At 65.2% G+C, this 13,516-nt stretch carries 11 protein-coding genes and 1 pseudogene; 2 read left to right on the top strand and 10 right to left on the bottom strand.

Going from position 1 to position 13,516, the window contains the following annotated elements; all coding sequences use genetic code 11:
- Positions 1-141: 141 nt before the first annotated feature.
- Positions 142-966 (bottom strand): CDP-diacylglycerol--serine O-phosphatidyltransferase, encoded by an 825-nt coding sequence (gene pssA, locus G4223_RS01905; protein WP_163674235.1) that lies wholly within the window; start codon positions 964-966, stop codon positions 142-144.
- Positions 966-1,673: a phosphatidylserine decarboxylase gene (locus G4223_RS01900; RefSeq protein WP_163674233.1), complete on the bottom strand. Its 708-nt coding sequence runs from the start codon at positions 1,671-1,673 to the stop codon at positions 966-968. Before G4223_RS01900 ends, pssA begins: the two co-directional genes overlap by 1 nt.
- A 148-nt stretch (positions 1,674-1,821) precedes the next feature.
- Between G4223_RS01900 and G4223_RS01895 the strand changes: the two genes are divergently transcribed.
- Positions 1,822-2,334, top strand: a complete 513-nt coding sequence (locus tag G4223_RS01895) for a hypothetical protein (protein ID WP_163674230.1) — start codon at positions 1,822-1,824, stop codon at positions 2,332-2,334.
- Here the strand turns inward: G4223_RS01895 and G4223_RS01890 are convergent.
- The 8 genes from G4223_RS01890 to G4223_RS01855 all read right to left on the bottom strand — a co-directional run bounded on the left by G4223_RS01890 (position 2,331) and on the right by G4223_RS01855 (position 12,674).
- Complete coding sequence (locus G4223_RS01890; protein ID WP_163674228.1) at positions 2,331-3,239, bottom strand: SphA family protein; 909 nt, start codon at positions 3,237-3,239, stop codon at positions 2,331-2,333. The two genes, G4223_RS01895 and G4223_RS01890, sit on opposite strands and share 4 nt — an antisense overlap.
- Positions 3,240-3,321: 82 nt before the next feature.
- A complete protein-coding gene (locus tag G4223_RS01885) occupies positions 3,322-4,425 on the bottom strand; it encodes a tetratricopeptide repeat protein (RefSeq protein WP_163674225.1) in 1,104 nt (367 codons plus the stop codon).
- 247 nt (positions 4,426-4,672) lie between these two features.
- Positions 4,673-4,999, bottom strand: coding sequence for an STAS domain-containing protein (locus G4223_RS01880; RefSeq protein ID WP_163674223.1), 327 nt, complete (start codon positions 4,997-4,999; stop codon positions 4,673-4,675).
- A 62-nt stretch (positions 5,000-5,061) separates the two neighbouring features.
- Positions 5,062-7,869, bottom strand: a complete 2,808-nt coding sequence (locus G4223_RS01875) for a SpoIIE family protein phosphatase (RefSeq protein WP_163674220.1) — start codon at positions 7,867-7,869, stop codon at positions 5,062-5,064.
- Positions 7,848-8,768, bottom strand: coding sequence for a formyl transferase (locus G4223_RS01870; RefSeq protein ID WP_163674218.1), 921 nt, complete (start codon positions 8,766-8,768; stop codon positions 7,848-7,850). The genes G4223_RS01875 and G4223_RS01870 overlap by 22 nt, the downstream gene beginning before the upstream one ends.
- Positions 8,765-9,793 carry an ABC transporter substrate-binding protein gene (locus G4223_RS01865; RefSeq protein WP_163674214.1) on the bottom strand — a complete coding sequence of 343 codons (1,029 nt, stop codon included), beginning with the start codon at positions 9,791-9,793 and terminating at the stop codon, positions 8,765-8,767. The genes G4223_RS01870 and G4223_RS01865 overlap by 4 nt, the downstream gene beginning before the upstream one ends.
- On the bottom strand, positions 9,790-11,892 hold the full coding sequence (locus G4223_RS01860) for an MFS transporter (protein ID WP_163674211.1): 2,103 nt from the start codon (positions 11,890-11,892) through the stop codon (positions 9,790-9,792). Before G4223_RS01860 ends, G4223_RS01865 begins: the two co-directional genes overlap by 4 nt.
- An 8-nt stretch (positions 11,893-11,900) precedes the next feature.
- Positions 11,901-12,674, bottom strand: coding sequence for a hypothetical protein (locus G4223_RS01855; protein ID WP_163674209.1), 774 nt, complete (start codon positions 12,672-12,674; stop codon positions 11,901-11,903).
- Between the two features lie 155 nt (positions 12,675-12,829).
- On the opposite strand from G4223_RS01855, the pseudogene G4223_RS19825 reads away from it, so the two are divergent.
- A pseudogene (locus G4223_RS19825) lies at positions 12,830-13,408 on the top strand (glutamate racemase); the annotation flags it as partial.
- Positions 13,409-13,516: the final 108 nt, after the last annotated feature.

Raw genomic sequence — 13,516 nt, 5'->3', positions numbered from 1 at the left:
AGCTTTGGAAAGTTTCTACCCCAGCGCGGTTCGACTCTCAAGCCGGCATCGGGATGATCCCATAGATTCCCCCTTACTGTTGCATTGGAGCAACGCTGTGACGCGCACAGCGCGTTATGCACAGCGGCCGGCCGAGGGAGGTCACGCGGCCGGAGGGGGCTCTCCGCTCTCGGCCATCTTGTCCGCCTGCGCCTTGAGGCGGCGGAAAGAGCGGATGCTGAGCGGGATCATCAGCACGTAGCCGGCGCCGATCATCGCCAGGGTTTTCCACGGCTCGGTGACCAGGAAGGCGGCAAGCACGCCGATGATCAGCAGGATCGGCAGGACCCAGTTATTGGGAACGCGAACCTTCTTGAACGAGAAGGTGGGAATGGTGCTGACCATCAGGAACGACACCCCCAACAGGAACACCGCGACCACGGTGGGACTGTCGAAGAAGCCGTTTCCGAATTCGAAGCTGGCGACCATGGGCAACAGCACCACGCCCGCCGCCGCCGGCGCCGGAACCCCGGTGAAGAAATTGTAGGCATAGGGCGGCAGGTCGGCTTGGCCCAGCATGGTGTTGAACCGCGCCAGCCTGAGGCCGCAGCACACGGTGTACAGCATTACCAGGGCCCATCCCAGGCCACCGGCGCCTTGCATGGTCCAGAAATACAGCAGCATGGCCGGGGCCACGCCGAAGCTGACGAAATCCGACAGCGAATCCAGTTCGGCGCCGAATTTCGACGTTCCCTGAAGCAGCCGCGCCACCCGCCCGTCAAGGCCGTCCAGAATGCCGGCCAGGATGATGGACAGCACCGCTTTTTCCCACGAGCCGTGCAGCCCGAAGCGAATCGACGTCAACCCCGCACACAACGCCAGCAGCGTCAGGATGTTGGGAATCAGCCGGTTGATGGACAGGCCGGGGATGCGCGGCGGGCGCAATCCCCTGGCGCGGCGGACGCGATCCGCCTTGGGTTTGAACATCAGCGGATTTCTCCCTGGCGGGCGGGTTCGGCGGACACCATGTCGGCCAGAACGGTTTCGCCGGCGATGCAGCGCTGACCGCAGGCAACCAACGGTGCGACGCCGTCGGGCAGGTAGACGTCGACGCGCGATCCAAAGCGGATCAGGCCGAAACGCTCCCCGGTGCGGACCTCTTGCCCTTCGGACAGGTCGCATTTGATGCGCCGCGCCACCAATCCGGCGATCTGGACGAAGGCGATCTCGGCGCCGCTTTCGGTCTGCATGCGTATCGCCATGCGTTCGTTGTCGTCGCTGGCCTTGTCCAGGGCGGCGTTCAGGAACTTGCCCGACTTGTAGGCGAGACGCAGGATCTTGCCGCTGAGCGGGACGCGGTTCACATGCACGTCGAACACGCTCATGAAGACCGAGATGCGGGTCCGCGCTTCTTCGCCCATGCCCAGTTCGGCCGGCGGCACCGCCGGACCCAACAGGCACACCACGCCATCGGCTGGGCTGATCACCAATCCGTCGCGGCTGGGCGTGACCCGGTCGGGGTTGCGGAAGAAGTAGACGCACCACACGGTCAACACCAGGCCGACCCAGAACAGCGGACCCCACAGCAGGCCCAGCAGACCCGAGGCGACGGCGAACAAGGCGATGAACGGATAGCCCTCACGGTGGACGGTGGGCCAAATGTACTTCGCCAGCGATATGTCTTGAGCCTGCACGGTGACCTCGATCGATGAAAGACGGCAGGCATATTAGACCGCCCGCGCGCCGACGTTAATAGCCAGCAATACCCCTCCTTCACGGTTCAATCCATCATGACACCATGATAGTGTGCGCGACGTTGTGCATTTTGGGTCCGAAACACGGATGGCCGAAGCAAAGAAGATGACCCTGGGCGGTATCGCCCTGCCGCTGGACATCGAAACTCTGGAAACCCTTCCGGTGCCGCCCGGCGGCATCATCCAGTTCGATTTCTCCTATTGCGACATCCGTTTTACCTGCCGCTACCAGGACGAAAACGGCGGCGGCGGGACCCTGCGTTTGGCCGGTGACGTCGGGCCGTTGCCTTATTCCGCCGAAAGTCCGGCGGCGCGTGCCGGCCTCGCCCAGATCGTGCTGGACGCCAACGACGTGTTGGGCCCAACCTTCCGTTTCAGTCAGGGCCGCATCCTGTTGCTGGCGGGAGAGCCGGTCATGCCGCCTTTGACCGCCACCAACGTGGTGACGGCGGCGGCGACCATCCTGATTCCCGCGAGGCCCTATCTCGACCTGATTTCGGTCTATATCCGTCCGCCTTTGGCCAAGGCTCGGCCGGGCGAAAGCGCGTTGCGCGCCGAATGGCGGCGCAAACCGCTGCCCAAGCCGGAAAAACAGCGTTAACGCAAAGGAAGCGACAGGTTCAGCCAGAACTTGTCGCCGCCCAAGGTGTTGCGGGCGTCCACGTCGCGGGTGACGAAGGCCGTTACCTTTGCCGGTCCCAGAGCGTGAGTGGCCAGCAGACCGACGCCAACCTGCCGCGACGGTTCGGCCGTGGTGCCACGGAAGGTGGATGCGCCGCCGTTGTTCTCGTCTCCCGTCACCTGTTTCTGACCATAGGCCACCGGCCCGACTTCCCAGCCGGACAGCGAACGGGTCAGGGTGGCGTTGACGAACATCTGGTCGCCCGAGCGGTAGTGGTTGTTCGGGTTCTCGGCGTTGACGTCGTAAAGGACATGCAGCGAGGCGTGCCATCCGTCTTGCAGGTAGGTCAGCGACAGGCCCGGTTCCACGGTCCAGAAATGCTGGCCGATGTTGATGTCGGCTCCAGAATCCCAGGTGCCGACCGGAAGGTATACGCCCAGTCCGGCGCCCACATGCCAGCCGTCGCCCACGTCCCAGGTCAGGTCCAACGGCTGGACCTTGGGATCGGCAAGTCCCGAGCTGTGGTAACGGCCCATCCGTCCGGCGGCAGGGGAGGTGCGGGTCACCGTCTGGTCGACGAAGGGGACGTTGACGAAAGTCTTGTACGACGCCCCCAAGATCCGCCAGCCCGGCACCCAGGTCAGTTGCACCGCCTCGGAGCGGGCGATCACGTGCTGGCCCATGGCCCGCCCCTGGTCGTCACGCAATTGCGCGTCGTACCATGCCAGACGGTTGGTCAGATAAAGGCCGGGCGGCGGGTTCTTGGCCACCGTCAGCCCCAGGGTCTGTCCCGGTGGGAATTGCGGGGCGATCCCCGGCTCGCGGGCGAGGGCCGCCCCTGCCGCCAAACAGGCCATCGTGCCAAGTGTCAACGCCAACCGCATGCCGCCCCTCCTTGTGTTTCCCCAAGAAGTAACGTGCTGAAGCGGGCGGGAAATTGACCTTGGGCAGAAGGGGGCGGCGCGCTCAGTTACCGCGCATTTCCTGCGCCACCTGTCTGGCGCGGGACAATTGGCGTTGATTCATGGACTTGGCGATCCGGTCGCGCGCTTCGTCGGCCCCCTTGATGCCGCGTGCGGCGGCAAGGTCGTAGCTGGCCCAGGCGCGGATCGGGTCCTTGGCGCCAAAGCCCTGGCCCTTGGCGGCCAGTTCGGCCACTTGCATGAACGCTTCGGCGTGGCCGCCGAAGGCGGCGGCGGAAAGCCAGCGCACCGCTTCGGCCATGTCGAACGGCAGGTCGAATCCGTTCAGGAACGCCATGCCCAGGGTATATTGGGCTTCGGCGTGTCCCTGGCGGGCGGCTTGGCGCAGCCATTGCTCGCCCTCGATCATGCCCGGACGCATCGGGTCGGGAACGCGGTCCTTGCCACCGGCCTTGGCGGCGGTGTCGCGGTCGGAATAATAGACGTCGCGTTCGGTGTTCTTGGCCTCGCGTTCGGGATCGACATACACCAGACGCCAGGAACCGGGGGCATGCAGCAGCATGCTGCCCAGGCGGAACATGGCCTCGGCGTCACCGGCAAAAGCGGCTTGCTCGTACCAGTGGCGAGCCGATTGCGGGTCGGCGGGAATGCCTGATCCCTGTTCATAGGCCAACCCCAATGCCAGCAGCGCCCGGCTGTCGCCGGCATTGGCCGCGGCTTCAAGCCAGGCCGCGCCGGTGGGGCCGCCGATGTCGTCGGTCTCGCCGTCCAGGAACATTTCGACGAAGTGTTTCCTGGCGGCTTCGTCTCCCAGCATGCCGGCCCGGAACCACCACAGCGCGGCTTGCTTGGCGTCGCGCTTGACACCCTGGCCGCGTTCGAACATCTGGGCCAACTCGGTGGCGGCCCCGGCCTGGCCGTTGGCGGCAGCGAAAGCGAACCATTCCGTCGCGGTCTGCGCGTTACGTTTGACCCTTTTCCCGTCGAGATAGGCCTGGGCCAACTGATATTGCGCGGCGGCGTCGCCGCCGGTGGCCTGCTGCAACAAGGTTGAAACGGCCGGTGCCTTGGCCGGACGGCTTTTCTGCGCCAGGGCCGGGCTCGCGAACAAGACGGCGAGCAGGGCGGCGGCGGCGGCGATCCTCATGATGGGGGCGGCTTTCACATGGGGCGGGAGTGTATCTTGATCACATGATTCCATACCGTCCGTTGCCTGTAAATGGCTGCCCTCGCGGGGCTGGCATCGCCGGGCGGGGCGGGCGGATGGGCAAGGTGCTCGCGGTGTTCATGCATCGATGAAGAGTGGTGTGCGCATCCTGTGCGCATCCGTAACGGGAACCGCCCGCCGAACGGATCGGCGGGCGGCTCTGGCGTAACCCGGACGGAATGTCCGCTCAGATCGCGGCGGCGGTGGCGCGGTCGGGCTGAATGGACAGGATCTTGGCGAAACCGGACACGTCGAAGACCTCGCGGATGTGCGGCTTCATGCCGCATAGCACGAACTTGCGCGGGGCGCGGGTCATCTTGGCACCAACCAGCACCACGCGCAGCCCGGCGCTGGAAATGTAATCCAGTTCGGAAAAATCCAGGATGACCCGCGGGCCACCGGCGTTGACCACCTGCAAAACCTTGGCTTCGAAGGCCTTGGCGGTTGCGCTGTCCACGCGGGCCACCGGGATCACCACGGTCGCCTCGCCAAAGGTCTCTAGCTTGATCTCCATAACTTCAAAGCTCCTGTTACGCCATCCGTCCATCCTGGGCGGACTTAAGAGATACCTTTAAACTACGTGTTCTTCCACAGCGTGATCACGTTGTGGTTTCCGTCCCGACGATACTCGGTGCGGTCCATGAATTCCTTGACCAGGAACACCCCCAGCCCGCCGATGGGACGGTCGTCGACGTCGAGCTCCAGGTCGGGTTCCGGGGCCTCGATGAAGGGGTTGTATTCCTTGGCGTCGTCCTCGATCCGGCAACTCAGCACATTGTTCTCGACCGCCAGCCGCAGGTTGATTTCGTGCCGGCTGTCGTCGTCGTAGCCGTACGACACGATGTTGGTGATCAACTCGTCCAGACACAGGTTCAAGTTGAAGGCGATACGTTCGGGCAGGCCGTTCTTTTCGACGAAGTCATCGACCATGACGGCAAGACGGCCCAACTCGTCCAGGTCGTTGCCGATGGTGATGTCCAGATGGGGATGTGCGGGCGCGGTCGTCTCGGGGACGGCAGGGGTGGTGGGGTGGGGCTGTTCCTCCGGCGGGGCCGACGGTTGTTCGACAGGGGCCGGCGTCGGCTTCATCTTGGAGCGGATCGGCCCCAACTGGATGACCAGCGGCTTGGGCGCCGCCTTGGCGGGGGCGGGGGCTGGGGCGGCAGGCGCCGTGGCGGGCTGAGGCGCCGGGGGGGCGACCGTTTCCGGCACCGGCTGGAATCCGGTCAGGCGCAAGCGGCGTTGGGGTTCGCTCTCTTCGCCTTTGTCCTCGGACGGGCGGTCGAAGCGCAGGGTCAGCATGGTGATGTCGTCGAATTGCGGGGCGTCGCCGACAAAGGCGGCCACGGCCGTTTCGACATCGGTGATCACCTCGGACGGTTCGCGTCCTCCCAACGTCGCCACCTTGTCGATCAGGCGGTATTCTTCGTACAGCGCTTCGGCCACGTCCTGGGCTTCGGTGACGCCGTCGGTGTAAAGCACGACCATGTCGCCGGACGCCAGTTGGAAGCTGCCTGTTTCGTAGTCCAGGTCCTCCATCACGCCCAGGGCCACGCCCGATACGTCGCGAATGGCGTCGACCACACCGGTTCCCGCCCGCAGGATCAGCGGCGGCGGATGGCCCGCGTTGCAGAACGCCACCTCGCCGTTGCGCACGTCAAGCACGGCATAGAAGCAGGTGGCGAACAGCGTCTGGGGATTGTCGGCCGCCAGCATGGTGTTGACGAAGGCCAGGCACTCGCCGGGGGTCGAGGACAGCGGCGCCACCGCCTTGATCAGCGAACGGGTGATGGCGATGAACATGGCGGCCGGCACGCCCTTGCCCGAGGCGTCGCCGATGACGAAGCCCAGATGATGGCGGTCGATCAGGAAGAAGTCGTAGAAATCGCCGCCCACTTCCTTGGCCGGCACCATCGAGGCGTGAATCTGGAACTCGTCGCGGTCGGGGAAGGGCGGGAACACCTGGGGCAGCGACGACAATTGCAGTTCGCGGGCGAAGTCCAATTCCTGGCGCAACGCCGCCAACTGATCGCGGTTGTGCAAGGCTTCGCGCAGAACCTCGACGTCGCGGGTGCGTTCGGCGATCAGCGCTTCCAGGCTTTGGTGCTGTTCGCGGATGCGGTCGGACATGGTCTGGAAGGCGACGCCCAGCACCTCCAACTCGCCCTTGCCGCTGTCTTGGACCTCGCCATCGGCGGACAGCTTGCGGTTGGACAATTCCTCGATCTGTTTCAGGTCGGCCAGAACGGCGGCGCGGGCCTCTTCGTCCAGCATGCCCGACAGGCTTTGCATCTGCATGCGGATGAACAATTCCTGGCGACGGCGCTGGCGCTCGCGCCGTTGCTGCATCATGTCGAGGGCGATGGCGTTTTCCCGGAACACGCCGACCGTGCCGGCGATGCGGCCGATTTCGTCTTGTTCGTTCCTGACCTCGAGCGCCACCGTGGTGTCGCCGCGCGACAGGGCGTTCAGCACGGCGATAGCCTCGTTCAGCGGATTGAACGACCGCCGCAAATAGATGGTGAACAGCGCCAGAACCAGGACCAGAAAGCCCGCCACGGTGCCGACCGACACCTTGCGGATCAGGTTCTGGCGGCTTTGCGTCTCGGTGAAGTCGCGCGCGGTGACCAAGGCGCCGATCACCCGTCCGACACCGTCATGCAGCGGCAGCACCACCACGGAATAGAAGCGCCCGCCTTCCTCGCGGGTTTCCATCCGGCTCTTGCGGGCCGAGATGTTGCCGACGAAGTGCTGCCACAGCGTGTCGTCGGTGCCCATGGCCATGACGCCGGAATGATCGACCATGAAGATGTCGGAACCGGTGGATGCCTTGAATTCGTTCAGCGGCGGCCGCAAATCCGCGGCCAGCACGGCGATTCCGACGACCCCCTTGTCCGAGGTCAGCGGGAAGGCCAGGGTGGCGGAAAAGGTCCGGTTGGCATCCTGGATGACGCCGCGAACCGCCTGGCGGCTTTCGACGATGCCGCGCACAGTGCCGACATCGATCGAGGCCGATTCCAGCAACGAGCGGGTGGAATAGAGCAACAGGCCGTCGCGGTTCATCACCTCGAAGCGGGCGACCGTGCCGCGGGCGCGCAAGGCGTCGGCGACCGGGGCCACCGCCGCCAGCACGGTGGTCGGGTCGCCCTTTTCCACCGCCTGCACCAGATGGCTGTCTGAGGCGACGGTGTTGGCGTCGGTCTCCAGCCGCTGGACGGAATTTTCCACCAGCTTGCGCCAGAAGATTTCCTGGCCGTTGAGGGTGGCCTGGGAATAGCGCTCGTTGGCCAGTTCCTCGCTTTTGATGCCGGCGAACAGCAAGCCACCGACCAAAAGGCAATAGGTGGCCGAGACGATCAGCGTTACGCGCGTGCGCAGCAGCATGGCGCTCCCACCTTCTCAACCGGCGCCGCCGCGCCGAGGGTTCCGGCCTCGACGGCGTCGAGCGCTTCGTGCACCGCTGTCGGCATGGTCTGGCCGGGGGCCAGGAAACCCGCGACGATCTCCAGGTATTCCTCGCGGTCGGACAGGCGCAGCCCCTGTTGGTGAAAGGCGGCGAACTGGGCGGCGTCGGGCATGGACAGGTATTGGCGTTGCGTGCGGTCCTGGGCGGACAGTTCCGGCACCCTGTCCCGGCGCATGTCGGACAGCATGGACAAGAACAGCTCCAGCCCAGGGCCGTAGGTGTTGACCACGTGCCACAGCAAGGAACGCTCCCGCTGGACCGGCAGCCAGCCGATGCCGGCCACGGGGCCGGTGTCGATGCCATCGTCGATGCGGTGCAAGGTGCAGCCGATGCGATCCTGGCCGTCCACCAGGGCGCGGAATGGCGCGAACAATCCGGCATAGCGGGGAAGAGCACCGGGATGGACGTTCCAGGTGCCGAGCCGCGCGATATCCAGGGCCGGGCGCTTGAAGATCAGGGAGAACCGCACCGACAGCACGACGTCGGGGGCGAAGTCCCCAAGCAGGGTCTGCGCCTCGGGGGCGTTGATGTCGGACAAGGTGTGGAACGAGATGCCGTAACGCTTCTGAAGGCCGGCGAAGGTGGCCAAAGGCGCGTCGCCGTTTCCGCCAAGCCGGTCGATCAGCGGAAACAGCACGTCGACCGGCAATTCGCGTTCCAGGAACTTCATTTCGGCCAGTTCCGGCTGGGCCTTTTCCGCCGGCCGGGTCTTGTCCGACAACAGGACCATGACCCGGTCTTCGGCCAGATGCGGCATCAGGTGGTTGAGAACCAGCGCGCCGGCCAGATCGCGCTTGGTGCAGATGACGATGTTCATGGCCGGCTCTCCGGGTCGATCACTTCCGACAATCCCAACAGGTTCATGGGCGGATAGAAGCCCAGCGCGCGGACCACCGGCATGTTGATCATGATCGCCATGCGTTTTGGGGCGTCGATGGGAATGTCGGCGGGGGCGCGCTTTTGCACCAAAATCTGTTCCGCCTTATAGGCGGTCAGTTGTCCCACCGGATAATAACGGCAGACCGCACCGAACATGGCCTTGGAGTTGACGACCGGGTTCTCGGCGGCGGCGAAGCTGGGAAGCCCCGCCTCCAGCGCCGCGCCGGTCAGCACGTCGCGGTTGACGTTGATGAAGGTGTCGGGCGGGATGTACAGGAACAGGGCGCCTGCCGCCTTGACCTCGGCGACCTTGGCCGGGATCGAGGTTGGCTGCGGCTTGCCGTCGGCCACGTCGACCGGAACCGCCTCGAGCCGGAAGTCCAGTTGCCGTCCCAGCGCCGTCAACTCGTCGATGGTGATGCGTGACGCCGGTTCCAGCGGGTTGTAGACCATGCCCAGCACCGAGAACGGGCGATAGGACTGGATCAGCGCCATCTGGGTCTCGAGCGGCACCAGATAGGTGGTGCCGGTGACGTTGCGCCGGGACGAGACCAGATCGGGCACCACCTTGGCCCCCACCGGCTGCGACACGATGGCGAACACCGCCGGGATGTCGGTGATGTGGCGTGCCGGGTCCGGCTTGTCCCAGGGACCCAGCATCTCCTGGGTGACCGTGGTGCCCCAGGTGAACACAAGGTCGACCTTCATTTCCTTGGCTTCGGCGACGAAGCCGGCAAGCTTGCTTTTATCCTGGCCGGCATCGCGCACGATCAGCTCGACCGGGATGCCCTGGTTGACGAAGTAATCCTTGAACCCCTGGGCGCAATCTTCCCAGCCGCGAAACAGCGCCATGTAGATGCGGAAGGGTTTCTCGCCGGAGCGCGGGCGGGGCTGGGCCAGGACCGGATTGGCGGCGCCGATTCCAAGTCCCGCCAGCCCGGCGATCAGGTGGCGCCGCTTCATGCCGGGTCCTCCTCGGTTTCGATGTGAGGACCCGAGCCGTAGGCGGCCGAGGCGATGGCGAACACCACGGCCATGGACAGCACGACAACGCCTAATCCGGCCACCGCCCCCGACATCCCCCACAGTGGAATGAACAGTGCCGCCAGGATCGGGCCGGCCACCGAACCCAGGCGCTCGACGAAGCGTGAGAAGCCAAGTACGCGGGTGTTGCCCAGACGGCGGCACTCGGTCCAGCACAAGTCGGGCAGAAGGGCCAGTTGTGGCGAGGCGGACATACCGTGTGAAACCCCCAAGGCCGTGATGGACACCACGATGGACAAGGGGCCGCCCCCCAGCAGCAACGGCGCCAGCAAACCGACGCCGCCGATCAGGCCGCCCACCGCCACTTGGCCGGCCCGCCATCCCAGGCCGTCGGCCAGCCGCGCCGCCAGCGGAGAGACGGCGACCATGACCAGCGGATAAAGAACCATGATGCGGGCGATTTCCGCCACTTCCCAGCCTTGTTGCGACAGGGTCACCGGCACCAGGAAGAACAGATAGCCGGTCAGCGCCATCTTGGCCGGCACCGCGGCGAACACCATCAGCACAGTGAAACGCCAGTTGCGCAACAGCCTGAGCAGATGCCGTCCACCGGGCGGGCGGGGCTGGTCTTCCCCAGGCGCCGGATCGGCCGACGACAACAGACGCGACACCAGCATGGCGGCCAGCACGACCAGGATCGCCGACACCACGAAGGTCGGGCGCAAGCCGATGCGGTCGGCGATGACCCCACCCAGGGCATTGCCGCCGATGCCGGCGGTCAGCACCGCCGCCACATAGACGCCCAATCCCTGGGCCCGGCGGTCGGATTTCACCGCGTGCGAGATGTAGCTTTGGCAGGCCATGGTCGCCATGGCGTAGCCGAAGCCGGTCAGCGTCCGCCACAATATCAGGTCGAACATGCCGAACGACGCGGCGGTCATCAGCGAGCCGATGGTCGCCGGCACCGCACCGATCAGGAACAATCTGCGCGGGCCGACCCGTTCGGCCAATTGTCCGGCAAGCGGACTGGCAATGGCGATGGCGGCCATGAACAATGCGATGGGCAAGGCCATCACCAGATCGATGGGCACGTTCGGTACCGACGACGCCAGTCGGCCGGCGAACAGCGGCATGAACGAACGCGACAGTTCCTCGGCGAAAACGAACAGGAACAGTGCCAGCCGAATGTCGGTGGCACGGCGCTCGACCATGGGTTCGGGCTTGCCCGAAGGCGAGAAGCGGTACAGGAAGTTGATGCGGTCGGCGACATCGCCGACCTTGGCCACCACGCCCTTGTCGAAATGGCCGCTGCGGACTTCGTCCACATAGGCCATCAATTGCCGGTAACGGCCGTCCAGTTGGCGCAAGGTTCCCTGGACAGCCCGCAGGAAGCGCCCGACCTCGTCGTCCGAGCCGCTGGTCGGGACATGGGTGAAGTCGCCGTGTCCGGCACGGTTCACCAGATCACGCAACAGCTTGAGCGGGCCGGTGACGTTGACGAACACCACGAACAACAGGATTTCGAAGGCGATGATCAGGGAAGAGACGATCACCACCGCCACATCGGCCAGGATGTCGCTCAGCCTTGTGGCGATATGGTTCTGGTCGAAGCCGACATGGACGTGGCCGGCGACGGTTTGGCCGGCGGTCAGCGGCAAGGCCAGATCCATATAGGCGCCGATGGATGATTTGACGCCGTCGGCGCCGACGGCGTTCATGTCGGCCGAACGGTAATGGGGCTCCAGTTCGTCCCGGTCGACGCCGTTGATGAATTTGACGCGGCCGACCGGGTCGGTGATGGCCAGATAGCGAATCTCGGGATTGGCTTCCAGCATGGGCGAAAAGAATTCGTCCACGCCGACCAGCCGGTCCACCGGAATGCCGTAGCCGAGCGCGCGGGACACCTGTCCGGCGACGTCGCGGCCGATGGCCGCCGCTTTCTTGTCCAGTTCCGGGACCATGCCCTGTTCGAATTCGCCCAAGGCGCGCAGGGACAGGATGGAGAGCGGCGTCACCAGCACCAGGACGGCCAGGGCGAACAGGCGGATCAGCAGGGAACGCGAGCTGTCGAGCTTCATGATGTCCTCTACGCCAGCCGGTCCAGGCGTTCAACCTCGTCCGAGGCTTCGCCGATTTGCTCCACCGCCTCGCGCGCCTTGCCGCAAAAACGCACGAAGTCGCCTTCGAAGGCGTCGCGGCCGGGTTTGGCGGGCGCCCCTTTGGTCACGCTCTGGTTCAAGGTGTTCTCCATGGCGACCAGGCGCTGGCGGACGTCGCGCAGAAGCCATGACGCGGCGATCACGGACAGGACCGCGCTGCCCAGCAAGACCACGGCGAATTCTCCGGCCAGACGTTGCAACAGTCGCCCCAACTCCTGTTCGAGGTATGTGGCGGGATAGCGCAGCACCACCGCGCCCTCGACCTTGCCCAAGGTGTTGACCAGCGGCAGCCCCACCAGGGCCGAATCCTCGTCGGTCAGTGAAAAGGGTTGCGTGCCCTGCGCCGACAGCGGTTCCAGCCAAGTGGATGGCACCCGTGAGCCGATGGTGCCGCGGTCGGTGTCGAACAGCACCTCGCGGTTGGAATCGTATATCTGGATGCCAAGAATTTGGCTGTCTCGGGCTTTTTCCAGTTCGGCCAGTTCCTGGATCTGGCGAAGCGCCCGCAGCGCCAGGCCCAAGGCCAGACGGTCCTCGATCTTGCGCTTGATGGTGAAGACGACGAAGCTGTAGCGCGAGTTGACCTGATCCGACAGGACGGATTGGAACTTGTAATAGCCGAACGCCCCGGTCATCACCATGGTGGACAGCAAGATGCCCAGCAACGCCACCGACACCTTGCGCGACAACGACCACGCCATGCTTCAGTTCCCCGCGACCAAGGCGGCACCGGAAGGGAGCCATGCCAAGAATGCACTGTGCGTCACGTCGCCCCCCGCCATAATCCGATGCGCCCCGTGAAAGGGCTTGCCTCTGTTAAGCTGGATTTATAGGACATTTACGTTCACCGGCCAAGATGGCGGTGGGGGCAGGTTGTAATATCGTGTCAGACTCGTGTAAATCATCGCTAGATTATGCCAAATGGCCAGGGGGCGACGTGGGTAGTCCAGTGCCGTCTCCGGTGAATACCGTAGCGTGCCCGCATTCTCTGCAACCTGTCGGCGTCTTCGATTCGGGCGTCGGTGGGTTGACGGTGGCCGCTGCCCTGCGCCGCCGATTGCCATCCGAACAATTGCTCTATCTGGGGGACGTGGCGCGGTTGCCCTATGGCACCAAATCGCCCGAGACGGTGGTGCGCTATGCCGGCAAGGCGACGGACTTCCTGGCGGCGCGCGGCATCAAGATGCTGGTGGTGGCCTGCAACACCGCCTCGGCCCATGCTCTGGACACGTTGGCCTCGGTGCATTCCGGGCTGGCCGTGCTGGGGGTGGTGGAAGCCGGCGCGGCGGCGGCGGCGCGGCAATCGCGTTCCGGCCGTATCGTGGTGGCGGCGACCGAGGGAACGTGCCGGTCGGCCGCCTTTGTCCGGGCCATCCGTGCCCACCGTCCCGACGCCGAGGTAATCCAGGTGCCGTGCCCCATGTTCGTGGCCCTGGCCGAGGAAGGGCTGACCGAAGGCCCCATCGCCGAGGCCATGGTACGCCATTATCTGGGCGATTACTTCCGGGGGGGGGGCGGCGGCCGATTGTCTGGTTCTGGGCTG

It is taken from the genome of Magnetospirillum aberrantis SpK, from assembly GCF_011022235.1.
In the GTDB taxonomy this organism is placed as follows: domain Bacteria; phylum Pseudomonadota; class Alphaproteobacteria; order Rhodospirillales; family Magnetospirillaceae; genus Magnetospirillum; species Magnetospirillum aberrantis.
The sequence above is the reverse complement of the archived record's forward strand: the minus strand, read 5'-3'. Positions and strand labels throughout refer to the sequence as shown.

What these genes read in the sequence shown, in the direction of transcription:
- pssA (WP_163674235.1), bottom strand. Translation starts at nt 966, where the DNA reads ATGTTCAAACCCAAGGCGGATCGCGTCCGCCGCGCCAGGGGATTGCGC.
- G4223_RS01895 (WP_163674230.1), top strand. Translation starts at nt 1,822, where the DNA reads ATGGCCGAAGCAAAGAAGATGACCCTGGGCGGTATCGCCCTGCCGCTG.
- G4223_RS01890 (WP_163674228.1), bottom strand. Translation starts at nt 3,239, where the DNA reads ATGCGGTTGGCGTTGACACTTGGCACGATGGCCTGTTTGGCGGCAGGG.
- G4223_RS01885 (WP_163674225.1), bottom strand. Translation starts at nt 4,425, where the DNA reads ATGAGGATCGCCGCCGCCGCCGCCCTGCTCGCCGTCTTGTTCGCGAGC.
- G4223_RS01880 (WP_163674223.1), bottom strand. Translation starts at nt 4,999, where the DNA reads ATGGAGATCAAGCTAGAGACCTTTGGCGAGGCGACCGTGGTGATCCCG.
- G4223_RS01875 (WP_163674220.1), bottom strand. Translation starts at nt 7,869, where the DNA reads ATGCTGCTGCGCACGCGCGTAACGCTGATCGTCTCGGCCACCTATTGC.
- G4223_RS01870 (WP_163674218.1), bottom strand. Translation starts at nt 8,768, where the DNA reads ATGAACATCGTCATCTGCACCAAGCGCGATCTGGCCGGCGCGCTGGTT.
- G4223_RS01865 (WP_163674214.1), bottom strand. Translation starts at nt 9,793, where the DNA reads ATGAAGCGGCGCCACCTGATCGCCGGGCTGGCGGGACTTGGAATCGGC.
- G4223_RS01860 (WP_163674211.1), bottom strand. Translation starts at nt 11,892, where the DNA reads ATGAAGCTCGACAGCTCGCGTTCCCTGCTGATCCGCCTGTTCGCCCTG.
- G4223_RS01855 (WP_163674209.1), bottom strand. Translation starts at nt 12,674, where the DNA reads ATGGCGTGGTCGTTGTCGCGCAAGGTGTCGGTGGCGTTGCTGGGCATC.